The organism is Bradyrhizobium sp. WYCCWR15520 (assembly GCF_056174665.1).
In genome coordinates, this window is sequence record NZ_JBWBWM010000049.1 from 1 (window position 1) to 24,302 (window position 24,302).

Here is a 24,302-nt window from a genome sequence, read left to right on the forward strand (position 1 = left end):
CAGCGCCAGCTCCCGCGCCGCCGGCTCCCGCGCCGCCGGCTCCCGCGCCGCCTGCGCCCCCGGCACCTTGGGCCACGGCCAACGTTGAGCCGAGCGCAAAGAACAATGCTACCGCAATCGCTGATACTTTCATGGTCGTTCTCCCTATACCTATTGAAGAACGGCAATTTTTTAGGCGCAGCCTTCGTTCCTATTTTTGCTGCGGCCAATGCGCAGATGCCTCTCGGCGCTGTAGGAACCATTCCTCGCGTGGAGCCTAAGCTAGAGCAGCAACACGCAAGCGCGACCGGGGAGGAAGACATGGCATCGAATTTAAAGAAGCCACTACGGCCCGAAGACTTTCCCGTGGATGCCGAAGGTCAGAAGATAAAGAAGCAGGACGGTACTCTCATCGCCGATGCGGACAATCCCGCCGTCGCTGACGAAATCGTGGAGCGCCTCAATGACGACGAGGCCAGGCGTGAAGAAGACAAATGGTCGGCCTGACCTTATGCGACATGCGAACATCGGCCGCGCTGAGCTCGCTATCCGCTAGGAACCTAGCGGCATAATTCGGTTTGATTCAGCATGCCAACGGGAGATGCGACATGACAACGACAGCACGAGACGTATTCATAGTGGGCCTCCGCAACGCACATGCGATGGAGGTGCACGCCCGAGAAATGATGGAAAGGCAATCGGAGCGCCTGGATGACTATCCGGACGTACAAGCCAAGGTGAGAAATCATCTGGCCGAGACTAACGAGCAGCTCAAGAGATTGGAGCAATGCCTCGAATCGTGCGGTGAAAGTTCTTCCACGCTAAAGGACGCCACCTCATCGGTGATGGCCAACACGACAGCCATGGCCAACGCAATGGCCGGTGATGAGATCCTGAAGAACACTTTCGCCAACAACGCCTTCGAGCACTTTGAAATCGCCGCCTACAAGTCGTTGCTGACTTTATGTGGTCCGGCGAGCCAGGAAAAGGCGCGTCCCCTTCTGGAAGCAAACCTTAGGGAAGAAGAGCGAATGGCCGCCTGGATCGATGCCAATCTTGGCAAGGTGACTCAAGACTATCTCACGGTCGAGGAGCGCAAGGCCGCCTAACTTCACGGGTCTGAGAAAGCTGGCGAAGCTATCGCATGCTAGCAAAGAGCAGCTCTTCGGAACCAAACAGGCTGGGAAAAATGAGAATTTAGTGCTGTCGCCACGGCACACTACTGTGACGACGGCCTCAGCTCCCCCCGCGCTGGGGCCGTTTTTTCTATACACTCCCGAGTGCGGCTTACCGCCGGCCGCCAGAGCGCGCCTTCTTCTTCCCGGCCTTCTTTTCGACCCGCACGCCCTCGAATTTTTTGGCTGCCTTGGACTTTTTCGCCGGTTTCTTCACCGCGATGAACTCACCGGACTTCTTGCTGCGCTTTGTCCAGGCCGTCGCGCCGCCCGGCTTGGCCTTTACCTGCGATCGCTTCTTCACTGCGCCTTTCCTGGCGTTGTCGCTTACCGGTTTGTTGACTGCCACACTCATCCTCCCGTTGTTATATCTGGTTGAAGGGAGAATCCTCGACACTTCCGATTGTTCGGCTTGGAGGAACAGGGGGAAGGCGGAGGCTCGCGGTCGGAACGATTCAGCTCAGGTCAATCTCGTATTGCGTGGAGTTCATGATGCGTAGGTCTAGTTGGACGCCGTCGATAGTCCCGAACGACAATGATGAAACGGTTTACCTGGTGGCGGACGATTTCGGTCGATTTGGCTACGCCTGGTGCGAAGCCGATTACGAAACCACCGACCTCGAGACGGTAATTCGGGACCTGCTGACCGGCCAATATAGCAACCCGATCCGCGTCGTCGCCTTCAATACCGCCGAACGTTGGTCGGAAGACGTTTCAGAAGACGTCGCGGCCGAATTACGTCGTCGCTGCGATCTGCAGATGCGCGAGCTTCCCTCTACGATTTCTGATTTCGTTGAGCGACACGAGGACCGCGATCGGCGTCAGTTGACCCTTCGAAGTCTAACTCCGACTCGCATTTCGCGAGCGGTTGCCTATTTATCCCGCATGCCTACGCCTGCCTTCGATCCCTTGCGCAAAGACAGGCGACAGCAGCACGGCGCCGAGGCAGCCGAGGGTCCGCTGCCGGCAACGATGCGAGCCCATTCAGCTTTCCTTCTGCATTGATTGGTCTAGGCGCGCGCCTTGATCAGGTCGGCGAGCAGCTCGGCGCCTTTCTTGACGCTGTTGGCTGCGTCATGCAGGTGCGCGAGCACTTCCTGAAGGCGCTTTTCCTGCTCGCTGAAATCGCGATCATCGCGACCGTCATCGAAAAAGATGCGGCGGATATTGTCGAGGATCATCCTCATTTAACCAACCTCGCCCTGATCTCGATCGTCAGCGCATCAAGCGCGTTGCGCAAACCGACATTTGATTCGGCGATGGTATCGGCAGCGGCGATCCGCTCGTCGTAACTCTCATTCAACTTGTTCTCGAGCATCTGGATCCGCGCGTCCTTTGCCTTGTCTCGCTGCTCAGATTTGAAAATCACCCAGAGCAGGACGATGCAGATCGCGCCGGCCGTGCCCAATTTCACGATTTCTTCCGTCATGCACGCCGGACCCCCGCGATCTGCTTTATGGAGCATGCGCGGGCTTTCGAACCCCTCCAGGATGACCGCATCTACATCGAGAAGATCAACGGTCCATTCCTGTTCGTAGACAAGGCGACGCCCGCCGAGTACGGCGCCGGTTTGGAGTTCGCCATGTCCCGCGGCTGGCTTGAGTTGCACGAGAGCGGAACGTTCGTGAAGCTAACGCAGAGCGTGAGAGTTCTTGGGTGACAGGGCCTGCGGTTGCGGCGGCGCTGGCGCACCTTGCCCGGCCTGCAACAAGGTCGATGTCACAGATCCGGACGACGTGCCCGGGATGCCTGCGGGCTTTAAGCCCGATCTTAGTTAGAGCTTCGACCCCAAGCCGACCAAACCACCGTCCAATACCACCAACCGGTCATTAAGGCTTTCAGCCAAATTGCCCACTCCAACTGCTGGAGGAAGGCTCCCATAATTTCGCGTTTTGGAACGCTAGATCGCGAGGTCTGTTGTCTTTTCAAAGATCTACGACCTTTGGAGCCTCAGATGAGTAAGCGTAAACCAGCCAAGTCGTCAAAGCGCGCCCGCAGCCCCGCCATAGCCACGCGGGCCCATAGGACTAAGCAGGATGTTGTTAAAAGTGCGAAAGACAATCTATTGCGCTCTGTTGCGGCTGGGCCGATTGAGTCGCCACCTGAGCGTCATGGCGATCCAAAACAGGAAGCTCCCAACGTCGAGAAACAAGAAGCTCCCATCGCTGCGAATCCGGTGCAACACGGCCCCGGTCAGATGCGACGGTTTGATTTTGCTTCAGCGACGGGAAACATGTTGGGTTATCAGGTGATGCTTCTGGGAATGACACAAGCCAACATGCGATTTGCTTTTGATTTCAGCCAGAAGCTTCTGTCGATCAGGTCGCCATTCCAATTCGTCGACGCGGTTGTAGAATTTACAAAAAGACGGGCCGACATGGTGGTGAAGCAGTCGACAGAACTGGCTGCACTCTCACGATGACTTCAAGCCGTTCAGCCCGGCCGCGCAACACCTAAGCGGCTGTCATTCGGTATGATTGACCTGATCGTCAAGATGCAAAAGAAGCGGACAGAGAATTGAGTAATCTCGCGGACACTCGATGTGAGACGACTCGAAACTCACGGCTCCTGGGCTCCAGGGGCCGTTTTCGTTAAGAATGATCCCGCTTAGCATCTGTGGTTTTGTAGACGGGACGGGACAGCCGCTTCCGCGATGGAGACGGCTCCCGGGTGAGTGGAGCCGTCTCCTGCTCACCACGGGGCGGCCGTCAGTGAGCGCGCCGACGCTAACCGGAGGCCTCCGACGCCGCGAGTGCGGCATCTATGTCGCGGTCGGCGGCAGACCATGACTCCGACGCCGGCTCCGTAAAAGTGAGCCGCTCTGACCTACGACGAAACTTTTGACCCGAGAGTGAGTGATGTCTCTACACCAAGAGCCCCAGCTCCGGTGGGGGCTGAGGAGTGGAGCCAAGGCCCCTGGAGGCCAGCCCTTGCATGTGACCAGCACAAAGGGCCGCGCCGGAATTACAGCACCGGACAGCCGTCTCTCGCTACAACAAAGGTTAACCGCGCCGGAACGCAATGACAGCACCGGCCATTGGTTTTCCTTTGCTAGCGGCGGATTTGATGCGGTACTGTCCTCGCCGGCGGGCTCCAAGCCCGATCCAAGTTTAGCCAGTAGTCAGCTAATCACCGCAGCGACACTGCAAAATAGAGCTTTAGATGGAACAGCCTCTGTTGGTGCCCGCTACAACGGTTCACCCCCAGGGAGGAAACTTCCCATGTTTAGGATCGCTATTGTCGTGGCAACAGCCGCAGCGGCGCTGACAACCGCCCCGCTGGCTACTCCGGCAAAGGCTGAAGGCGTCAAGATGGCCCAAGTCGATGTTCAGATCGGACGGGACCGGGATAGGGACCGTTACCGCTCAGATCGGGACCGCGACACCACGGTTGGTGTCGGCCCGGGTGGCGTCACCGTGGGCCCACGGCAGCGCTGCCGCACAGTAACTACAAGGGTCGAGAGTGACGATGGCCGGATGGTTACGCGCAAGGAGCGACGCTGCGACTAGGTGCCGCGCCGTGCGTGAAAGCTGTTAGTCAGCCTACTTACCCGGACGTCCCGAAACTTGGAAGCCCTACCATTAGGATAGCCCTAGCGCGGCGTCGACTGCGGCCCTGACTTCCGCACGCGAGGACGGGACTTTAAGAACTTTAAGAAACGGCTCTGGCGCGGGGCTGGGGGCTAATGTGCCAGAGCCGTCCCTCGGCGTGCACTCTTTCGAGCGCCGAATCATCATGCCGGGAGCGGCAAAATAGTGTGAAGGCCCGAGCGTCAGCTGCAACAATTACATCGAGACCAACATTTGTTGGTGGGCGCAGTCGACTCGGGACGCCGATACGCTAAGGGCATCCGGCTCAATGGTCTAGGCGCCCTCGGGACTGAAGGGAGGCTATCCCGCAGCCACCGCTTTCATCAGCTTCACAATGCCGATTGCCATCTTTTCCTGATAATTCACCTAGAGTCACGTACCGTACAGACGCCAAGGTCAAGCAGCGCTTTACTGTCCGCGTTTCAATACCTACAGGTACGTCGGAGTTAGCCCGGCCAATCGCCGGGCTCTTCGTTTTTAGCTCAATTTTCCCGAATTATGTCTGCCTACCTTACAATTCGTGAACAGCAAGAACCTGCTTTCCTGCACATATGTCATAAGGCAAGTGCCCTGGAAGTGCTTTACCGGGTGCATGCATGATCCGATCAAACAGCCGAAGTACTGGCGCGATCGCGCAAAAGCGACCCGCGCGAAAGCGAATCAGTTGCGCTACGCTCCTCGAGAAATGCAACGAATGCTGCGGGTCGCTGAGGAGTACGACAAGTTAGCCGACCGCGCTGCTGAGTGGCAGGGCGATTCACAATTGCACGGGGCAGAACCGCCCGACTAGGTCACCCTAGTGCGCGCTATGAGGTTCGTCACGTGACCTTCACGCCGGCCCATGAAGAATTGTTCGCCCAATGGCAAAGAGACCGAGCCACAATTCAGTCTTACGCGCCATCGGCTACGGTCACTCAACTTGAGTGAAACGGCTTTCGTTCCACTCGGCGCACTCATACCAACTCCTCCAAAGGAAAGAGATCGTAAGTCGGGTAGCGAACAGCCGACGTTTCCAGTTGGACTATCATACCGACCATCACCGCGCGGCCCAGGCATTTTCGGTGATGAGATCGCAACGACGCGCTCCCGCCTTCACCAAATGGAATGGAGCAGCGTATGCAGAAACGTCGCCGCATCAAGCACGAGAAAAGCTTTGGAGAACGGTTAGCGGAAGAGGCTCACCGCTTTAGAGAGGCGGCCGAGGCGCTTCCTCCCGGCACGGCTCAGGAACTGCTCCTGAGGCGTGCCCGACAGGCTGAACACGCAGCGCGCTTGAATGAGTGGTTGAAATCGCCAGGTCCGCAGCCCTCGAAACATGATCGTTGCGTCTGATCGGATGAAGCGTATTGAAATCTGGAAGCATTGAGTTTAGCGGACACGCAATTGCCTGCGTCGTTCGTAACCGGTCTGAGACTGGAGCGGCCTTGCAGTTAGTCAGCACGAACGCCGTTCCGGCACAGTTTACACTGGTGGTCGCCTGCCATTTGGCGAACGGAAACGATGATCGGAGTCAAATTCCTCCTATAATCGCCAGGGCCATAAAAATTGCCGCCTTGATTGGCGGCCTCTTCGTCGTGCTCGGCGCACGCAAAAAAAAGAAAGGGCCTCAAGCGACGGCCTGAGCCCCTTTCTGAGAACTGAGGAGTCGCACCCTGGGGGCAAGATGCGATATCGGCTCAACCCAGCAGCCTCGATCGCGTTCCTAACGTCCAAGCCGACGCTCGACCCGCTTGCGGCTGCTGCCTACAGCCTCTCGCGCAAGTGTTGAACCTGCCAACGGCCCTGAGAACGCGGGAAAGGCCTCAAGCGGCTGATTTCCTGGGAGGTGCGGCATCAGCCAGAGCATCAATTCTTTGCCGCAGATGATCAACCAGCCGTTCAGCGCCAGAGGTCAGGCAGTCACTATGTCCCGCAGGCACCTCAATTACTTCGAGTTGGGAACTGAGACGCCAAGCCCGACCGTCGGAGCCGGCCGCGTAAAAGCTCACAGGTACCTCGAGCGGCGCCGGAAGATATTGCGCCATTGCGATTGAATAAGCGTCCCATAACGCCGGCGGAATCTCATTATTGGTGCTGGACAAACCGTCATGCAGTTTGGCGATCCGCAACCGCGTCAGCACCTTAGCAATTTTTTCGCTCGTTGAAGCTCCCTTGAAGAACACCTCCAGTTGGACCATCAATTGATAGGTCCAACGCAGAAGGTAGGGCGAAACCATGGGCTTCATCACCGCGATGATCGCCCGCGCTGCCGGACGGGCACTGACGGTTGGGGGATCGACCATCGCAACTATGTCCACCTTGTGGCCGGCTGCCATCAGCAGGCGGGCTGTTTCGAACGCCACCATGGCGCCGTTGCATCGGCCACCCAGGAGGAAAGGGCCGCTCGCCTGCCTTGCCAGGATTAGCGGCAGGCGATCGGCGGCCATCGCCTCAATCGACGGCGGAATCGGCTCCCCATGGAGACCATGGGAGTCGATGGAAGTGATCGGGTAATCAGGCCCAAAAAGGTCGACAATCCGGCGCATACACGGGTGGCCGCTCACGAGATCTCCATTGAAGAAGTACAGGGTCGGCCGATTGCCAGACGCACTGAACTGGAAGACCGGCGTCGTCGGCGTACCCGTCTGCGCGGCGATTTTTGGAGCAAGCTGGCGAATTGTTTCTGCCCCGAACAGAATCGTTTCCGGTACGGGGTTGCCGATGAGCCGTTCGACCTCGATGAGCATTTCCATCGCCAGAAGGGAGTCTCCACCGCAGGCAAAAAAATCATCGTCGATCGTCACAGAATCGGACTTGAGCAGCCTGCGCCACAGGCTCAGCAATTCAGCTTCCAGATCCAATGGCCCTTTGTTCACGGCAGGCAGCGGCATCGCCCCCTGATGACCCAGCAGCCCGTCGAGCGATTCACTCAACCGCCGCCGCTGAACCTTTCCCGTCGGCCCCTTTGGCAGTTGATCGACGATCAGAATGCGCCGCGGAATCTTGAACGAGGCCAACTCGAGTTGCAGGAACTGGCGAAGCTCCGCGGGTGTCGTCTGCGCGCCAGGATGGGGAACGACGGCCGCCGCGACGTCCTCGCCAAGGCGTGGATGGAGGATTGCGAAAGCCGCGGCTTCGGCAATGGCCGGATGGCGTAGGAGCGCGGAGTCGATCTCGGCAGGGGCGATCTTCTCACCGCCGCGGTTGATCACTTCACTCAGGCGGCCATGAAGGGACAGGAAGCCGTCTCCGTCGAGGCTGCCGATATCGCCCGTGCGAAACCAGCTACCTGTGAAAGCAGCTTGATTGAGTTCCGGCGCATCGAGATAGCCAGACGTCACGGTGGGACCACGAACCCAGATCTCACCGCGCTCGCCGACTGGCAAGGGATGTCCATCCTCACCAACAATGGCCACGGTATCAGGCCAAGGTTGCCCGCAAGTCCCTGATCTGTTCGGCCCGGGCGCCGGCACGTTGGCGGCGATCTGTGCGGCTTCGCTCGAGCCGTAATGCTCCAGCACCGGCACGCCCAACATGCGCTTTAGGTCGTCGTGCACCTCCTTCGAGAGCGGCGCGCCACCCGATACGACGAACCGCAGCGTGTGCGCCGCCGGCGCATCCTCAAGGCTTTCTGCCTTGTCCAGCACCGCAGCATGAAGCGTGGGACCTGCCGAGTACCAAGTCGGCCGCAGGACATCGAGCCACTCGTCCAACGCCAGGACGCTACTGTTCGCCGGGACGGCAATGCTGCCGCCCGTCAGGAGCGGTGTGAAGACCGTTACTTTGAGCCCATGGGAATAGTAAGGGGACGAAACGCTCAAGCACCGGTCCTGGCGTGTGAGGCCAAACCAGGCCTGAAGCCGCGCGGCCGCCGCCAGCATGTTGCCATGACTGAACGGAATGAGCTTCGGCTGGGCGGTCGTGCCCGACGTCTGCAGGATGAATGCGGGCGATCCCGGATCAGGCTCAGCGTCGATCGCAGAGGAGTTGGAGACCGGCGCTGCGATATCGAGTCCAAGCTGGCCGTGCCCGACCGGAACGGCTTCGATGATGACGAGCCCTCTCCGCGCAGCAGCCTGGCGAGCTTCAGAGGCATTGCCTTGCGGCACGAGAAGAGCGTTCAGGCGCAGCATGTCAAGACGCTGATCGATCTCCACTGGCGACAGCCGCGGATCTAGGGGTACTGCAATGCTGCAGCAGGCGACTGCCACAATGCCGAGAACCGCCTCCGGCCCGTTCGGCATGAGCACTCCGATCCGGGCGTTGCAATCGAACCCGGCCACACGCAACTGCCGGCGAATGCGATCCAACTGGCGCTGAAGATCGCGGTACCGGAGGGTCGCAAACGTAGAGGAGACGATCGCGGGCTGACGCGGGAACGAGCTGGCAATCCGACAGATGACTTGGCCCAGCGTTGATTTGAATTCAGTGTTATCGCGAGAGGACGAGCAATTACTCATCCGCAACCTCTTTATGACCCACTCCCCTAGCCCCCGTTCCTGGCGCTCGAGACGCCATTCTACGCGCTCGCGGCTGGGGTCCGCCTCCTCGCCTCCTTGACCGCCTTCTTCACCGCGCTGCTGACGTCCGAGCTAAGCGCGGACATCTCGTGCCTTGTTGTCCCGCGCCGCTCGCCCACCCACGCGATTGTGCAATAAAATACTGCACGTGCCTGCTGGCGACCTTCTGAACAAGCAAATGTTATCATCCAGGACCTCGCGGACTACGAAATCACCCAGTGGGGGCCTTCAGTGTTCGCTTTGGTAATAGTCAGCTTCATTGTGGGACTGTGCCTGGCGCGGTAACAACGTTTTCGCCGCAGCCACGGCAAGTACTGTCCGTGCCGCGGTTTCGCTGCCGTATCTTGACTGGCGACTTAACCGTCGTGTACTCACTTCTCGTGAGCGTCGGTACGGCATGCACGGTGCAGCTCGGCTCTCTCGTTGGCCAGCTATTCCGACACCCGAGACCATAGTTGCCGCAATTCGCGCGACGCTCGACTCCCTAGTAGGCATTCTCATAGCTACTCTTTGAAAGTACCGTCATCAGAACGATCTTCAGGTCGAAGGCAAAAGACCAGTTATCGATGTAGTACAGGTCATACTCTACGCGGGCGCGCATCTTCTCGAAAGTGTCGGTCTCACCGCGTAGCCCATTCACCTGAGCCCAGCCGGTAATGCCGGGCTTGACGTTGTGACGTCGGGCTAATCGCGCGATCCGCCCTTCAAATATTTGATTGTGCCAAACTGCGTGAGGACGTGGTCCGACAATCGACATGTCTCCCCGGATGACGTTGACGAGCTGAGGGAGCTCGTCGATGTTTGTTCGCCGCAATATCCGTCCTATGCGCGTGACCCTGGGATCATCCCTGATTGCCTGACGATCCTCCTGGCTCGCGACCATAGTGCGAAACTTTAGAACCCTTATGGGCCCGTTGTTATAGCCGTGACGAGTTTGTTTAAACAGAACCGGACCTCGCGAGTCCAACTTGATCAGCGCAGCCACCATCAGCATCAGGGGCAAGAGCAAGAGGCCTGCGGCCGCAGCGACAAAGAGATCAAAACTTCGCTTGAGAAAACGGTCCAGCACCCAATCGGGTCCCGATGCGATTTCAAATACACAGGCGTGGCCGAAGCATCCAATCCGGCTGCAGCCCATGAAGTCCAGCATGCCGGCGGGAAGAAGTTGAATCCTAACCGGCATCTCGGAGAACATGTCCACTGCGCGAGTGACCGCGTTCATATTGTCTGAATGAAACAGCAACAACACCGCATCACATTGGTTGGTGCGAGTGTCACACAGGATCGTTTGAAGCTGCAACTCAATATTCGTCGAGTCCAGGCGATAGAGTTGCCGTATGTCATCCCGCCTGGATGACAATTGCTCAAGGAGTTGGGTCGGCTTTTCAACACCCGGAAAGACAAGGACTGCGGCGCCCCGCGAATTCCAGTGGCCGCGTTTTCGACCAACGTCTATCGCATGCAATAGTGCTGCTCGAGTGAAGACCGCGGCCGGCAAGGCGATGGCAAACTGCGCGAGGAATGTTCCTCTCGAGTAACTCGTGACCATCCCGGTGATGAACATGAACGCGAGAGCGAAAACAAAGGCTAACGCCAATGCAAGCGCTGCCCGATGCGCTTTCCGATTCCATTCCGCACAAAGAAAATCGTATTGCTTGTCCGACAGACAGATGGTGCCGTAAATTAGCGCCAAATACATCGATATCCATCCATATGGAATGGTATCCGGCAATCCACCCCAAACTGCCAGATGATATGCAAAAAACGCCAGGTAGCTCGAACTTGCGACGACCGCCATCTCGGTTAGGGCGACCATTGCGGCGAGCACTTGGCGATTATCGTGGCTGTGCGTGATTTGCTGCGCGCTGTCCGCCGGTTCGATGAAGTTGGATTGCAGCATCCTTGACCTCCGGCGAAATCAAGGTCGTGCTGGCGCGTGCCAAATTCTACCGCCGAGCAGCGATGCGAGCATTCGTCGGCGATGAGGACGTTTCGTTAAGGCAAGAAAGCCGAGGCGGGAGGGGATGGCATGGACATGGACGACATCAGCGCCACTGACAGCATAGAGCATGGGCCGCTCCCGGCATCACGCAGCGCCCTCACCCAATGAGCAGTCGGAGTAACTGCAGCGGGTGTCCCTTACCGCTCAAGTTAGACTTAAATCCAATAGATAGCTTTGGGCTTTTATCAGAAACCACGCCGGCCGTCGGGCCCTCCCCCGACAATCTTCCGACAATCTTCAAAACGATCGTCATAGATTTATATCTGTTCCCCTATCTAGGCACCACGCCGGCTGGGCGCCTGAAAAGCATGGCCCCAATGGACACACTCAATGTCATGTCATCCCGTCAGGTGCTTCAGGAAGCGTTTGCAGGCCTTTGGGACGAGGCACCGTCGGAATGTCCATGAAGGATCCGATCCTCGACAGTCGCGACGGGAAACGCTAACGACGGTTCCGCTGCGTCGGGCGCTCACTTGAGTCATCACAGGCGATCTTCGAGGAGATTTAGCCCGCCTTCTCCGGGGCACGATGGAAAGTGGGACCAGCCCTGAGTTTGATCCAAATCAAAGAACGGCACCCACGAGGACCACGCTCGCGCCATGGCGCGGGCTTACCCGGCAACGCTCACCGTCATGATAACTTCATGGCTGTCGATTGCCGCTTGTTCCCAACGAACTCTCTTTAAGTCGGCTGCCGTACAGACACGAGCGGTTTGCGGGTTTGGCGATTTGCCCGGCCCGCTGCAGGCCGGGCTTTTGGTTTTGTTTAAGCGCCGCGTTGGCGGTGCTGGGGCCGCAGCCGCATAGAGTTAACTTAGGCTCGCGTCGCCTAGGGAACCAGCGAAAGCTCTCACCGCTCCGGAGAGCGAGGAAGTAGGCCCCGAACGCCATGAAATGGATGCTTGTAGTTCTGGTAGGTGCGTCGCTCCGATTAACACCGATTTAGTGTTCGACAATTCGCTGACTGTCTCGGCGATATCAGTTCCGCCGGTTTGGAACCTTTGGGCCCGCCACGCGTCTTTTGCCAAATATTCCCGGGTCGACGGGAGACGTGATTGATAACGCGCGGTGGTGCGCTGTTCAGTAGCAATCTGGTGATAGCGTATGCAAGCTGGATTCGCGTTCTCAAAATTCGCTGATCGCCTAGTAAGCATCGTCGAGCTAACGCCGGGCGATCTTGACCTGCTCACGAATATGCCGAGCAGCATACGCTACTATGGCCCCTGTCACCATATCCTTCAAAAGGGCGATCGGCCGGACCACTGCTCACTGGTGCTGCAGGGCTATCTTTGCTGGCAGCATGTGAACAGCAGCCACCGACACATCACGTCGATTCATGTGACTGGTGATGTGCCAGACCTGCACACGTTCTTCGATCCACGCGTCGACTTCGATTTGGTCACACTCAGTCCCGCCGTGATCGCATCGATTCCGCATTCATTCTTTCGCGAAATTAGCGCCCTGTCGCCCTCAATGGCGCGCGCGTTCCTATTATTGTTCCTCACGGAGGCAGCCGCTTTACGGAACTGGACCGTCACCCTGGGGAGCCGGGACGCGCTGGCCCGCGTGGCGCATCTGCTGTGTGAGGTCGTAGAACGGTTGCGCGCAGTCGGCCTAGCCAGGGATTTTCGGATACCTTCACCTTTCACGCAATCGGGACTCGCCGACGCCTGTGGCATTTCCCCGGTTCATGCCAATCGGGTCATCCGGGAATTGAGCCGCAGCAATATTCTGCAATGGCAGGCAAGGACGATCACAATAAACAACTGGAACGAGCTGGTTCGTCTCGCCGAATTTGCCCCCGACTATCTGCGGCTACGCGGAGGAGATGTGACTGAGTTGTACAGGAACTCCTTACCGAAGTCGGCCATCGGACGCTGCGCATCCAAGGACGCAGCGCTACACTGAAAACACGAGATTTGGTGACTCACTATTGCTTGGGTGCCTCCATGCTCCTCTTCTAAGGGCCGACGCTCGCCGGACAGGTGTCTGGCAAGAGCAGTTCGTCATGAGCAAAGCCATGCTATGTTAAAACTATCCTACATAATGTCCGGCCGGGATGCAGCCAGATTAGTCTCCGGCCGCATGACCAGAATTTCAGATGGTCGAACTGTAACTGCCTCGGCGGCCTTGATTTGGGCTTTGGGGCCGTGCTGGCGTAAGCCTGGTTGGTAAATTCCCGCCACGCACTTTTCTTCGGCCTTACCAATCAGCTACTAACGGAAGCATGCTGCTGACGGAAATTTGACCGAGCTCGCCTGACGTAAACATGCTGTCCAAGAAGGTGACACCTTCGGTGTCCCTGGCTGACGGAAATCAACGATGGGAATCGGAGCGCAATCCCCGTTCTACCGGCGCGCGCTGTACAGGTTCTTCAAGTCCATATATTTTCGCCGGACCGCCAGAACGGATGACCGTGTTTTCGCTGCCTATGTTTCGCCGAGCAGCAGCCTGAGCGTACTCGACGTACGCAAATCTCTTGTTGATCCCGTCCATGAGCGTTTCATTCGCGAATGGGTTGAGGCGGACACCGTCGTGTGGGACATCGGCGCTAATCTGGGGCTGTTTGCATTACCTGCCGCACTTATGGTCCGTACCGGCCGTGTCTATGCTTTTGAGGCAGATCTGGAACCTGCCTGCAACTTGATGCGGAGCCTCAGGCTGAACCAGAACCGAACTCTCAAATTGTCGGTGATGAGTGTTGCGATTTCGAACGAGGATGCTGCAGCCAATTTTCAGATATCCAAGTTCAGTCGGGCACTCAATAAGCTGGAGGCAATTGGCAAATTGCGTGAAACGTTCGTCGTTCCGGAGGAGACGAGACCGGTACCGACAACGCGGATCGACACGCTCGCCAGGAGTCTGGCCGCGCCGACGGTACTCAAGATAGACATGGAAGGCGCGGAAATGATGGTTCTCCACGGCGGCGAGCAGACAATCGCGATGGCTCGTCCCAACATCCTGATCGAGTGCCAAAGCGAACTTCAGGATTCGATGGCAGCGTTCTTTCAAAAGCATCGCTATGTGTTGTTGGACGGTGAAGCGAAGGGCCGGTCTCCATTGCAACGCCCCGCTTGGAATACGGTTGCGATTCCAAACGAGAAGCTCGCGGTGGCGCCTTCGTGACCACGTGCTGCACAAAAGCCAGCGGCCAACGAGCGTTTGCAAGAACGAAGAGACCAGGCGCAGCTCTATTTCACCGCGGTGATCAACAGGTACAAGCCGTGCCGCTTCAGCAATCTGCGGATGAGCCAACGAGGCCATAGTTTCTTTGCAATGCTGAGGAGCGGGCCTCGGTGCCGACGGCCGACCTCACTCTGGAGCAGGTCGCCGTAGTTCACTTGGATGGCGATGCGAACGTCGGAAAATTGCCCAAACAGTTGGCGCGCTTCGTCGACGGTGTAGGCTTTGGTTCCAGGGCTCTCCAGGAAATTCGCGTAGATATACTCGAGTCCCCACCAAGGTCGCCCTCGCATGAGGCCATAGCGCATCCAGAGCATGTAACCGGTCAGCGACCATTTGTGATAGATCATGATCTTTGCGATACCACCGGGCCGCAGCACCCGGTAGGCCTCTCGAACGGCCTGACCGGTATCCGGGGTGTGATGCATTACCCCCCACGAATAGATAATATCCACGCAGCCAGAAGACAGCGGCAGACATTCGCAGTCGGCCAAAACTAGATCGGACTTCAAATCGAACAAATCGAACCGTTCGCGCGTGTAGGCGATGGAACGCCAGCTCAGGTCGGTGCCGAGCAGACGTCGCGGCCGCGCTCGCGCCCATTGCTGATGGTCGCACCCCATACCGATGCCGATTTCGAGCACGACCCGATCCGCCGCGGCGGCGAAGTCGGCGAAAGCGGGTATGAAAGGTTCAAACTCATAACGAGACTTTTCCTCAGTGAGGAAGCGCAGCTTCGTCTCCGATCCGACAGCCCAGAATTCACCAGCGGAGCCTTGGTCCCAGAAGCTGCGAACGTCGCTCTTGAGCATGGCGGATGTGCTCCTGACGCTCTTGAGGAAGCGTGGTTAGTTCACTACGCCGCTCGGACCGCGGCCATCGATCTCAACGATTGGAAGAGGAAGTCGGCTATCACAGGCCCCTCCTCCGGATCGCAGTGCTGGTTGAAGATGCCCCGGAGAGCGAAGCCAAATTCTTCCAGCCGACGCAGTATCTCGTGAGCGAGCGCCTGACGCGCATACAACTCGACATAGCAGCATTCGACGTACAGATAATCAACGAGGGGCAGTACCTCACGACAGCCATTTATGACCTGCAGCTCATAGCCCTGGACATCAATCTTGAGCAGGCAGGGCGGACGTATGCAATCAAGGCGTAGAAAGTCGTTGAGTCGGCCGACATGAACCGTCTCCTCTCCTGTTTCTCGAGAGCCAAATATCTTTGACTGCTTGTGCGCTTTCAGGATCGAGGACGATGCATGATGATCGTCGGCAACGAACATTTTGGTGTCGCGCAGAGCCTCGTCAATGCCCACTTGGAAAAGCTGCACATTAGTCTTATCTGCGAATAGCGCGCGGAACTGTTCAGCAGGACGCGCGAGCGGTTCGAATGCATAAATGGTCGCCGCGGGGTAGAGACATTGGGCAAGCAGCGTAAATTGGCCTCTGTTGGCGCCGACGTCGAGCACCGTCCTTATGTTCAATCTCTGCAGTGCTAATTTGTGCTCGATGCTTGGAGTTATCCCATATCGTAGTCCATTCCAGTATGTGGGGTTTGATAGCGCTTCCACCAACTTGCCCATCTTCTTCAGCATGAATCCTGCCCTCTGTTGCCGTTCAAGCGTCATGTCGACAGGAAAACCACAGTTAAGCGCGAGGCTTTTCTGGGAGGATTTGCGCGGTGGTGAACACGCTGGCTGCGCAGGAGTTCCAAACCACGCAACACAAGCCCTCGGCATCTGGCACCAAATGCGGCTGCTTGGGTGAACCGCAAATGGTCGAAAAGTCAGTCTGGCTGACGTGACATTGTTCGAATCGGTCCGACGTACCGCAAGAAAAGTGGGACATGCAGTACTGCGCTGATCCCGTAAACCAGAACATATGCCCCCAGAAATGTCGGGAACGCCAGTTTGAATAGGTAACTTGCAAGAGCAACTGCAGTCAGTAGGAACACCACGGCCACGTACAACTTTGCCATTGGTTCAAAGAAGCCGAAATTGATGAGTATCAGCTCGAGCGTAAGGTGGATGATTTGTAGAAAGAGCATCGCGACCATCATCAACACGATTGCTTGGCTAATCTCCACTTTGCCGTTGAGCAGTGCTGGAAAGATCTGGTCCGATCCTCCTAACAAGCAAATTGCCAAAACCAGGAAGATGATGGACTTCAAGGCCAAGACCGTCCCTACCGATGACATCAGATCTCGCGCTCTGCCCTCATGCACTGCCCGTGTCTGCAACGGCAGGAAAGCCTCTCCTGCAAATCCGTATGCCGTCGCACCGAAGCGGCAGACCTTATAAAACGTGTCAAATACTACCAGAGCTTCCTTGGGAAACGACATGGCAGGGACCATGAAGTACGGGGAAACCAAAATGGTAAGCGCACTCACGTTCCAAGCGGCGACGGCCCTCATGCTGGACAGCCGATCACGATATAACCGAACCATGGCCGCCGAGATCGACCCTTTGCCGGCGCCGAGATCGTCAAACAGGCGGCGAGCGTAAAACGCGGCGACCAGAAAGCAGGCCACCCAAGCAATATTTATAGCGATTACATAGTCTCGGACCTCAAGTCCGGTCAAAAGCAATATCATGAGACCGGTCACCAGCAATCTGCGCATCACCTCGAGAATTTCGAAAGGGACATAAAGGTCGACCGCATTCGCGGTGGATCCTACGATCCTCCAAGGCAACAGCAGCAGCCAGAACAGCAAGTACAGAATGAGATTCAGCGGTGCTCCGTGATTTTTAATAACGTCAGCAATAATCAGTGCGCCGACGATGAAGAGCACTAGCAGGACGACGGCGCCATATGTAAGCAGAGCCGCCAACGCCTCTTCCAACGCTGTCCCCAGATGTTGGCCAGCCAAATACGCCTTCCGTATATTAACGTACATGAGATTCGAACAACCAAAATCGGCTACATTTGAATAGCCGCCTATGGCAGAAATCAAAATGTAGGCCGCAAACACATCTGGTGAAAGGATCCGCAGGAAGACGTATGTGGTGAGAATTCCAAACACGACTTGGAGCCCAGTGCTAGCGACCTTTAATGCAAGAAAGCCATAGATGCTCATCAGGACGTTCCAACCCAGCTTTGCCGAGGACGCGCACCCGCTCGCTTAAGTGGATGCGGGCCCGCATCCGAGATGCTCGATCCGCTAATCGCTACTAGCAACCGATTGTTGACCGCAGCCGGAATGCCTTGCAAGATCACGCCGCCGACGCGCGATAAGGCGACGCCATCACTAACATCTCAGATTCCAGCGCTGAAAACAGCTTCTCCCATGTCCAATTGCGCTGGATAAATTCGCGGGCGTTCTTTCCTAGAGCCGCTCGCATCTCCGGACTGCGCAGAAGTGCGACGACAGCATCCGCAAATGCCTCGGGACCGGCGGCTTCGAGGAGGTGCGTTCCAGAAATTGCACGAATCCCCTCATTGGCCACCGGGGTCGTGACGACAGGCTTGCCGCAGGCCATGTACTCAATCAGCTTGTTCTGCATGCCGGCTCCAATTTGTATGGGATTTATGCAGACCGTCGCGCGCGCAATGTAGTCTGCAGTATCCGGAACCTCGCCGGTCACCGTGATTGCGCGGTCGAGATCGGCCAGACGGATGACCTCAGTCGCCGGCTGCCGACCGACGATGAGCAAACGCACGCCAGGGATCTCCGCCCTTATGCGCGGCCAGCAGTTCTTCGTGAACCAGGCGATTGCGTGAATGTTGGTGTTAGTCCTCATCACGCCAGAGAAGACCAGCGTGGCTGGATCGGGGTCGATGTCGGGGCGAGGCCGGAATCGGCTCGCATCTACACCGTGCGGAGAAAGAATGTAATTGCTTATCTCTGGGACCGACCTTTCGCGACAGGCCAAGCGAATTTCCTCCGCATCTCTCTCGCCAATGAGAACCGTCTTGAAGAAGTCGCGCCAGATGTTAGCCTCATATCGACGCACCAGGCCCTGCTCTACGGCATATATGACCTTGTCTCGTAGCCTGCCGGAGTTTTGCGCTAGCCGTCGCGTATTCAGCGACTGGGAGAGCTGCATGCCAAGGATCGTGGGAGGATGTCCCTCGTCGGGTTTCGCGTCGGCGGGGCAGACTGCGCGGAGCGCCTCGGCGCTGCGAATGTAATAAGCGTAGGCGACATCGTATTGCCGGAGCGAGATGGCTTCCCGGACGGCATGGATATGAGCGCGATTGGTGAACCAGCCAACCTGCATAGGTTTGCCGACTGCAAGAGCGCCGATCAACCCGAAAATGCTGCGGCCCTTGGGTTGTCGGAAAACAAGGAGTTGACGGCAGCGCTGATCCAGCCACGCGATCTGCTCACGCGTCGGCTCTTCTCCCGTGTCTAGCGTGAACAGGTCCAGCGCGTGCCCCCGCGCGGCCAAGAATGAGATCAGGTGCGCGACCGTTAATTGATCTGCACGCGTCATGGGTAACGGCAACCGGCTGCACACAAGCGCAATTCTTAGCCGATGGTTCGCTGGCAGCACGTTCATGGATGAGGGCAACATTGTGTTGGGCGTCATGGCTAACTCCTAACGTACCGCAGTGCGAACCCGGCGGGGCTTTCCGCCGCTACCGTTGTCCGCCCCGATCAAACCGCGAACGTCGTCCTCGTCACCGGCAACCCAATCGCTCAATGGATCGCTTAAGCGATAGAGATTGAGCACCTGCTTGCCCGACGGCAACTTAACGCCAGGCATAGACTTACCGAGTATGATTAGGTCGGCTCTTGCCGCCGCGTTCTTGAAATCGGTTACCAGAACGTCTGGTAGTCGCGTGAAATGAGTTCGCACAAACGCCAAGTTGCCGCCGATGAGCTGCTCCGGCTTCAGGTCGGGTTCGAACAGGGACAGATCGTATCCATGATCCAGCAGGGTGGCGGCCAGTTCAACCAGCGGACTTTCGCGCAGATCGTCCGTATCCTGCTTGAAGGTAAGTCCCATTTGTAGGATGCGCGTCCCTTTAGGCGCGTGCGCCAGAACCAAGCGCGCAATAAAGGACTTGTGGGCGGTGTTGCTGGCGATCACGCTTTGCAGGAGCGGCACGTCCACTCCGTTTTTCCGCCCAAAGGCATCGAGAGCACGAACATCCTTGGGAAGGCATGATCCGCCGAACGCATTGCCCGGACGCAGGTAGTAAGGAGAGATGTTGAGCTTGGTGTCCGACAAGAAGATGCTTATTAGATCTTGCGGGTTAATAGTGCTGGTGAACGCCAATCTCCCGATTTCATTGGCAAACGCGACCTTGAGCGCATGGAAATAGTTGTCCACATACTTGACCATCTCAGCCACGGCAAAGGACACTTTGAACACGGGCGCATCGATCCCATCGTATATTCCGTACATCTCCTGTGCTGCGCCAGGAAATCGCTCGCCCACGACGATCTTCGGAGGATGGAAATAGTCGGCGATCGCGGTGGATTCGCGCATGAACTCCGGATTATAAACCGGCTCATAACGGTGACCGGCCGGCTCTCCGGCCGCCATACTCAACTTGGGTATGACCACCGTTTCCATGGTGCCAGGCAGCATTGTCGATCGGAACAGGCACAGCAGTGGCCGGCGTCCGGGTGATCGATGCCGAACGGCCATACCAATTTCGTCGGACACCGAAGAGACGTACGACAGTTCAAGTGAGCCGTCCTTACCGCTTGGAGTTCCGACGCACGCGACCACGACGTCCGCGTCGGTTAGCGCAGTACCCAACGTCGTCGCAGCGGTCAGACGATTTTCAGTTCGGGCCTTCGCAAAAATTTCTTGTATCCCAGGCTCTTTGACGGGAGAGCGCCCAGCATTGGCGATCTCCACTTTTTCCGGGTTCACGTCGATGCCAACCACCGTGCCACCCCTGCGCAGCATGCAGGCCGCCATTGTCACACCCACGTATCCTAGTCCGCAGACGACAATTTTCATGGCAGACGTCCTTGGCAGTGTGCAAGCAATGTCCTTGCTACGGCGCGGGCTTCAACAATCCCTACCGGCACCTGTTCGCCCCAGGTCCACAAAGTCGCTGCGACCAAACCATCATGGTCCCACGATGGCTGTACGAATATGCTGTGCGTAGATTGCGCCTCACCGAACTTCGGCCACCAATTGGCACTTTCGATATGAGGTGCGTTTCCAAAAAGCACGGCGAGACTTACCTGCGTCGCACCGGCTGCGAATGCGCTGGAAGGCGACGCAGCCCACGTTCCCGGCACCAGGAATCGAACGCCTGCACGGGTGGGCTCGGCACCACGCCAAACGTCAACGATGAGCAAAGCGCACCCGGGCCACAGTCCGACCCAGCGTGCGACATCAACTCCGACCGGACAAAAGCCGTCTTGATATCCCGCCGTCCACAGCGGCGCCACCCCCCGAAGGGTCGGATATTCTAGAGGAAGGGCGGATCCTCGGCGTCCGACACGGAATGAGTCCCAAAACTCGATCGGCTCGGCGTCGATTACGTGTGGTCCATTGTGACAGGAGGCGGATCGGCAATTGTCCCGCGCAGAGCCCCGAGAATATGTTGGTACACCGGGGTCTACGATGAACCGCTTGCGAGCGACCGAGAGTTCAACACTTAGGAAATCTGCGTGAGCGTGTCCCGGATTGGATTCAGGCCCGCAGGGCCCGCAATCGAAAATGACGGCATCGTTCTGGCCGGACAGTCGAACGTACCCTGTTTCTGGTAGTGCGATTCGACCGTCCGCTGGCGGTGGCGCCAGTTCAACGGCCGATGGAGTGTCGCCGAGCCACGAATCGTTGAACAGGCTTATGTCGCCGTCCGGATGGCACATGACGCCAAGAGCCGACTGCATCGCTGAAAGGGCCGTATCCAGCCAGGGGCAAGCGGCCGGCAAGTTCGTCGCCTGCAACGTTCGCAGGTCGACGAGACACAGCGCGTGATACATCGGCGATCTCTCGGCATGGCCGCCATCGCTCAGCACGACCTGATCCAGGGTCTCTCGTATCGCGAGGTCCAGGAACTCCAGGCGAGGCGCGCTCCGTCCGAGAGCCGCGCGATACATCGCCAGCGCCACGTAATTCTTCAGCAAATGATTGAACTGGAGGTCTCGCTCCAGATTGCAAAGCACGAATGCAGCGCAGAATTTTGCGTGTTCGAGTAAAGCCGCAAGGTCGTCGGAGTGGCCCCCACCCGCGGCACGAAAGAGTGCGTAGCCCGCAAGCAGGTTTAGCACTCGGTGACTTGCAGAGTATGGATGCCAAACATCTCGAAAGACGCCCGGTACGTCCCACTGGTTCTGGGCCTCGAGTCCATCGATTGCCCGACGTATCATTGCTACGTTGCTGGGCTCGCCTCGGGCAAGGAGTGGTACGGCCCAGCCCAGATACGACAACGTCATCCGCCAAAGGCGGTTGTTGCCTTCGCCCATTTCGACGCGCCACGCGATGCGATCGATCCCGCCGAAATCCATCGTCCTGCCGAGAAGATGGAATCTTCCCTCCAGGATTTCCGAGAGGTGCGTGCCGTAAACGCAATTTTGCAGGTGAAGAACATGTTGCGCCGCCTGGCGGAGTGGATCGCGGAATTCCGGATCAGGAAGCTCGCGAGCTGTCTTTTCCACCGATCGACGGAGCAGCGTTGGAAGCTTCCCGGCTATCGCCCATCGCCCGCGCGACCACACGCGAAAATACAACTGCTCTGCACTCAGGTGCCGTATCGTCCGGATGGTGCGGCCGGGCTTCATAGATGCACGACCGATCCGGTTCGAAGCGACTCGACAACGGCAATTGTTGCCAAACTCGTTTCAACAATATCAGCTTCCGGAACGGGCGGCCCGGTGTTTTCTACGACCGCCGCGACGAACGCATCGAGCTCAGCGCGATGGCCCTTATCCTGCTTCAATCTGCTCGACTGGCGTCGGATGCTGCCGTTCGCGACAATCTCCAGTGTGCGGAAATTGTCGATGGTAGCCACCGTGCCCCCGGCGTAGCATTCAATTCGTTCCTTGCTGTAGGTCGGATCGCCTAGCGCCGTGTACACCAGGGTGCAGAGACTGCCATCACTGAACCGGATGGCGACGGTGACGTCCTCACACAGACCGCGACGAAGTCGCGCGGCATCGGCTCGGACCGTCCCGATCGGTGTACCAATCAGGAGACGCGCCAAGTCGACGAAGTGACAGAGTTCGCCGAGAATGCGGCCGTTCCCCTCGTCCGATTCTCGCTGCCAGCTGTCTGGTGCAAGTTGTCCTGCATTGATGCGCATGAGAACGTTTCTTGGCCCCGGTAAACTCGCCAAGTGCCGACACAAGGACGCGGTCATCGGCGCAAACCGTCTGTTGAATCCGACTTGAAAAAATGCGGAAGACGTATTGCGCGCTTGGACGACTGAATTCAGCTCGTCTCGCGTCAAGGCTAAGGGCTTTTCGACCAGGACGGCTTTGCCCGCGGACAGCGCGCGAGCAGTGAGAGCCGCATGGCTACTGTGGGGCGTGGTGATCACAACTGCATTGATTGCGGGATCGTCAAAAATCGTCGAATCGTCGGTCCCGCAATGCCGAAACCCAAATTTGCGCTGGGTGTCGTCGGCCGAAACGCCGCGCTGCGTCACAACTGTGTGCAGCATGACCTGTGGGTGCCGGGCAAGTGTAGGCAACAATTTTGATCGCGCAAAAGATCCCGCGCCGATCACCCCCAAGACGCATCCCTTACGAATAGGATCCGGATGCGGACCAGAGCGCATTTCGATAGCCGGAATCGGCTCGGCTTTTGCGTGCTCATCAATCGGATATTCGATCACGACCCCCAGATGCGGTTCTGCTCCTTCGGTAACCAGTTCATAGGCTCTCTCCGCTTCCTGTATCGAGAAGCGATGGGTCGTGAGTGCTGCCGGAGTGAGCCGGAGCGTGCGTCCCGAGCTCATCAGACGAACGCACTCAGTCAGATTGTCTGCTTCAGTCCAGCGTATCCAGCCGACAGGGTACTTGAGATTGCGCTTTTCGAAATCGCTGTCGTATCTTCCTGGCCCATAGGATCGCGAAACGACGACCGAAAGCTCTTTCTTCATAAACTCGCGATACGGAAAAGCCGTTCCGGTGATACCGACTAGACTGATCCTCGCGCGGTCGCGCGCAATGTTCGCCGCTGTCTCAAACGGCTCGCTTGAAGGCGTAGCGGCGGTGATCACGACACCATCACAACCGACGCCGTCGGTCTGAGATTCGATGAACGCGGAGGGGCTGCCGTCAGCAAGATTCCAGGTGAATTCAGCACCTAGGGATCGGGCCAGCGTAAGCCTTTGGGCACTGTAATCCAGGCAGACTACGCGACAGCCGTGGATCGCAAGCAGCTGAGCGGTCAATTGACCGACCAGACCGGCACCGATGACCCCGACAACGTCACCCAGCTTCGGTTCCAACAGACGGATGCCGTTGAGCGCTATGGATGCGAGAGTACCGAAGCACGCCTCGAAGTGGGATACGTCATCTGGAACAGACGCTGCGAGGTTGCCCGGAGCAACATTGTACTCAGCATGATTAGCGATCCCCGCTCCTGCAATGGCAACCCGATCACCAACCTGAAATCGGCCTTCGAGCCCAGAGCCCACTTCCAGAACGACGCCCGACGCGGAATACCCGAGCGGCAATGGCTGATCGAGACGGGCTCGCACAGCGTCCAAGGTGGCCAGGAGTCCATCACGATGAATTTTCGCTATTACCTGCTTTACCAGATCAGGCCGGCTCTTTGCTTTCCCGATCAGGCTCTTTTTCGCAAACTCAACGACCATTCGCTCTGTGCCGGCCGAAATCAGGCTCGCCGCCGTGCGAACCAGCAGATGTCCCGGCATCACCCGCGGAACAGGGACGTCCCGAACCGACAACGCGCCAGTACTTGCACTTTGGACGATCTGCTTCATCCTTGC

Annotated in this window: 19 protein-coding genes; 7 read left to right on the forward strand and 12 right to left on the reverse strand. The window is 57.7% G+C overall.

All coding sequences use genetic code 11. The features are described from left to right. Positions 1–153 precede the first annotated feature (153 nt). On the forward strand, positions 154–486 hold the full coding sequence (locus AC0QUY_RS36390; RefSeq protein ID WP_475390850.1) for a hypothetical protein: 333 nt from the start codon (positions 154–156) through the stop codon (positions 484–486). A gap of 101 nt (positions 487–587) precedes the next feature. Continuing rightward, positions 588–1,088: a ferritin-like domain-containing protein gene (locus AC0QUY_RS36395; RefSeq protein WP_161849260.1), complete on the forward strand. Its 501-nt coding sequence runs from the start codon at positions 588–590 to the stop codon at positions 1,086–1,088. Between the two features lie 178 nt (positions 1,089–1,266). On the opposite strand, the gene AC0QUY_RS36400 is transcribed toward AC0QUY_RS36395, so the two are convergent. Continuing rightward, positions 1,267–1,503 (reverse strand): hypothetical protein, encoded by a 237-nt coding sequence (locus AC0QUY_RS36400; protein WP_161849261.1) that lies wholly within the window; start codon positions 1,501–1,503, stop codon positions 1,267–1,269. Between the two features lie 143 nt (positions 1,504–1,646). Between AC0QUY_RS36400 and AC0QUY_RS36405 the strand changes: the two genes are divergently transcribed. Further along, a complete protein-coding gene (locus AC0QUY_RS36405) occupies positions 1,647–2,159 on the forward strand; it encodes a hypothetical protein (RefSeq protein ID WP_246738364.1) in 513 nt (170 codons plus the stop codon). Positions 2,160–2,164: 5 nt separating this feature from the next. On the opposite strand, the gene AC0QUY_RS36410 is transcribed toward AC0QUY_RS36405, so the two are convergent. After that, positions 2,165–2,341, reverse strand: coding sequence for a hypothetical protein (locus AC0QUY_RS36410; protein ID WP_161849262.1), 177 nt, complete (start codon positions 2,339–2,341; stop codon positions 2,165–2,167). Next, positions 2,338–2,763 (reverse strand): hypothetical protein, encoded by a 426-nt coding sequence (locus AC0QUY_RS36415; protein ID WP_161849263.1) that lies wholly within the window; start codon positions 2,761–2,763, stop codon positions 2,338–2,340. Before AC0QUY_RS36415 ends, AC0QUY_RS36410 begins: the two co-directional genes overlap by 4 nt. A 345-nt stretch (positions 2,764–3,108) precedes the next feature. On the opposite strand from AC0QUY_RS36415, the gene AC0QUY_RS36420 reads away from it, so the two are divergent. Both AC0QUY_RS36420 and AC0QUY_RS36425 read left to right on the forward strand, forming a co-directional pair. Beyond that, positions 3,109–3,576, forward strand: coding sequence for a Phasin protein (locus tag AC0QUY_RS36420; protein ID WP_475390852.1), 468 nt, complete (start codon positions 3,109–3,111; stop codon positions 3,574–3,576). Positions 3,577–6,168: 2,592 nt separating this feature from the next. Next, the gene (locus AC0QUY_RS36425) at positions 6,169–6,366 is read left to right on the forward strand and encodes a hypothetical protein (RefSeq protein WP_246738365.1); all 198 of its coding nucleotides are present in this window, start codon (positions 6,169–6,171) and stop codon (positions 6,364–6,366) included. A 180-nt stretch (positions 6,367–6,546) separates the two neighbouring features. Here AC0QUY_RS36425 and AC0QUY_RS36430 read toward each other — a convergent pair whose 3' ends face one another. Both AC0QUY_RS36430 and AC0QUY_RS36435 read right to left on the reverse strand, forming a co-directional pair. Next, positions 6,547–9,183 (reverse strand): non-ribosomal peptide synthetase, encoded by a 2,637-nt coding sequence (locus AC0QUY_RS36430; RefSeq protein ID WP_475390854.1) that lies wholly within the window; start codon positions 9,181–9,183, stop codon positions 6,547–6,549. Positions 9,184–9,727: 544 nt separating this feature from the next. Next, the gene (locus tag AC0QUY_RS36435) at positions 9,728–11,143 is read right to left on the reverse strand and encodes an exopolysaccharide biosynthesis polyprenyl glycosylphosphotransferase (protein ID WP_161849268.1); all 1,416 of its coding nucleotides are present in this window, start codon (positions 11,141–11,143) and stop codon (positions 9,728–9,730) included. A gap of 1,205 nt (positions 11,144–12,348) precedes the next feature. Between AC0QUY_RS36435 and AC0QUY_RS36440 the strand changes: the two genes are divergently transcribed. Both AC0QUY_RS36440 and AC0QUY_RS36445 read left to right on the forward strand, forming a co-directional pair. Beyond that, the gene (locus tag AC0QUY_RS36440; protein WP_161849269.1) at positions 12,349–13,152 is read left to right on the forward strand and encodes a Crp/Fnr family transcriptional regulator; all 804 of its coding nucleotides are present in this window, start codon (positions 12,349–12,351) and stop codon (positions 13,150–13,152) included. Between the two features lie 414 nt (positions 13,153–13,566). After that, complete coding sequence (locus AC0QUY_RS36445) at positions 13,567–14,370, forward strand: FkbM family methyltransferase (protein WP_161849270.1); 804 nt, start codon at positions 13,567–13,569, stop codon at positions 14,368–14,370. Positions 14,371–14,435: 65 nt separating this feature from the next. Here AC0QUY_RS36445 and AC0QUY_RS36450 read toward each other — a convergent pair whose 3' ends face one another. From AC0QUY_RS36450 to AC0QUY_RS36480, 7 genes are all read right to left on the reverse strand, one after another. Then, on the reverse strand, positions 14,436–15,239 hold the full coding sequence (locus tag AC0QUY_RS36450; RefSeq protein WP_161849271.1) for a class I SAM-dependent methyltransferase: 804 nt from the start codon (positions 15,237–15,239) through the stop codon (positions 14,436–14,438). 44 nt (positions 15,240–15,283) lie between these two features. After that, a complete protein-coding gene (locus AC0QUY_RS36455) occupies positions 15,284–16,021 on the reverse strand; it encodes an FkbM family methyltransferase (protein ID WP_161849272.1) in 738 nt (245 codons plus the stop codon). A 191-nt stretch (positions 16,022–16,212) separates the two neighbouring features. Continuing rightward, positions 16,213–17,502: a hypothetical protein gene (locus AC0QUY_RS36460; RefSeq protein WP_161849273.1), complete on the reverse strand. Its 1,290-nt coding sequence runs from the start codon at positions 17,500–17,502 to the stop codon at positions 16,213–16,215. A gap of 136 nt (positions 17,503–17,638) precedes the next feature. Next, positions 17,639–18,958 carry a glycosyltransferase family 4 protein gene (locus AC0QUY_RS36465; protein WP_161849274.1) on the reverse strand — a complete coding sequence of 440 codons (1,320 nt, stop codon included), beginning with the start codon at positions 18,956–18,958 and terminating at the stop codon, positions 17,639–17,641. Between the two features lie 9 nt (positions 18,959–18,967). Next, the gene (locus AC0QUY_RS36470; RefSeq protein ID WP_475390856.1) at positions 18,968–20,347 is read right to left on the reverse strand and encodes a nucleotide sugar dehydrogenase; all 1,380 of its coding nucleotides are present in this window, start codon (positions 20,345–20,347) and stop codon (positions 18,968–18,970) included. Beyond that, positions 20,344–22,125: a heparinase II/III family protein gene (locus AC0QUY_RS36475; protein WP_161849276.1), complete on the reverse strand. Its 1,782-nt coding sequence runs from the start codon at positions 22,123–22,125 to the stop codon at positions 20,344–20,346. The genes AC0QUY_RS36470 and AC0QUY_RS36475 overlap by 4 nt, the downstream gene beginning before the upstream one ends. After that, positions 22,122–24,296, reverse strand: coding sequence for a bi-domain-containing oxidoreductase (locus AC0QUY_RS36480; protein WP_475390857.1), 2,175 nt, complete (start codon positions 24,294–24,296; stop codon positions 22,122–22,124). Before AC0QUY_RS36480 ends, AC0QUY_RS36475 begins: the two co-directional genes overlap by 4 nt. Positions 24,297–24,302 lie beyond the last annotated feature (6 nt).

What these genes read in the sequence shown, in the direction of transcription:
- AC0QUY_RS36455 (WP_161849272.1), bottom strand. Translation starts at nt 16,021, where the DNA reads ATGCTGAAGAAGATGGGCAAGTTGGTGGAAGCGCTATCAAACCCCACA.
- AC0QUY_RS36445 (WP_161849270.1), top strand. Translation starts at nt 13,567, where the DNA reads ATGGGAATCGGAGCGCAATCCCCGTTCTACCGGCGCGCGCTGTACAGG.
- AC0QUY_RS36405 (WP_246738364.1), top strand. Translation starts at nt 1,647, where the DNA reads ATGCGTAGGTCTAGTTGGACGCCGTCGATAGTCCCGAACGACAATGAT.
- AC0QUY_RS36435 (WP_161849268.1), bottom strand. Translation starts at nt 11,143, where the DNA reads ATGCTGCAATCCAACTTCATCGAACCGGCGGACAGCGCGCAGCAAATC.
- AC0QUY_RS36480 (WP_475390857.1), bottom strand. Translation starts at nt 24,296, where the DNA reads ATGAAGCAGATCGTCCAAAGTGCAAGTACTGGCGCGTTGTCGGTTCGG.
- AC0QUY_RS36475 (WP_161849276.1), bottom strand. Translation starts at nt 22,125, where the DNA reads ATGAAGCCCGGCCGCACCATCCGGACGATACGGCACCTGAGTGCAGAG.
- AC0QUY_RS36465 (WP_161849274.1), bottom strand. Translation starts at nt 18,958, where the DNA reads ATGACGCCCAACACAATGTTGCCCTCATCCATGAACGTGCTGCCAGCG.
- AC0QUY_RS36470 (WP_475390856.1), bottom strand. Translation starts at nt 20,347, where the DNA reads ATGAAAATTGTCGTCTGCGGACTAGGATACGTGGGTGTGACAATGGCG.
- AC0QUY_RS36460 (WP_161849273.1), bottom strand. Translation starts at nt 17,502, where the DNA reads ATGAGCATCTATGGCTTTCTTGCATTAAAGGTCGCTAGCACTGGGCTC.
- AC0QUY_RS36450 (WP_161849271.1), bottom strand. Translation starts at nt 15,239, where the DNA reads ATGCTCAAGAGCGACGTTCGCAGCTTCTGGGACCAAGGCTCCGCTGGT.
- AC0QUY_RS36395 (WP_161849260.1), top strand. Translation starts at nt 588, where the DNA reads ATGACAACGACAGCACGAGACGTATTCATAGTGGGCCTCCGCAACGCA.
- AC0QUY_RS36430 (WP_475390854.1), bottom strand. Translation starts at nt 9,183, where the DNA reads ATGAGTAATTGCTCGTCCTCTCGCGATAACACTGAATTCAAATCAACG.
- AC0QUY_RS36420 (WP_475390852.1), top strand. Translation starts at nt 3,109, where the DNA reads ATGAGTAAGCGTAAACCAGCCAAGTCGTCAAAGCGCGCCCGCAGCCCC.
- AC0QUY_RS36440 (WP_161849269.1), top strand. Translation starts at nt 12,349, where the DNA reads ATGCAAGCTGGATTCGCGTTCTCAAAATTCGCTGATCGCCTAGTAAGC.
- AC0QUY_RS36410 (WP_161849262.1), bottom strand. Translation starts at nt 2,341, where the DNA reads ATGAGGATGATCCTCGACAATATCCGCCGCATCTTTTTCGATGACGGT.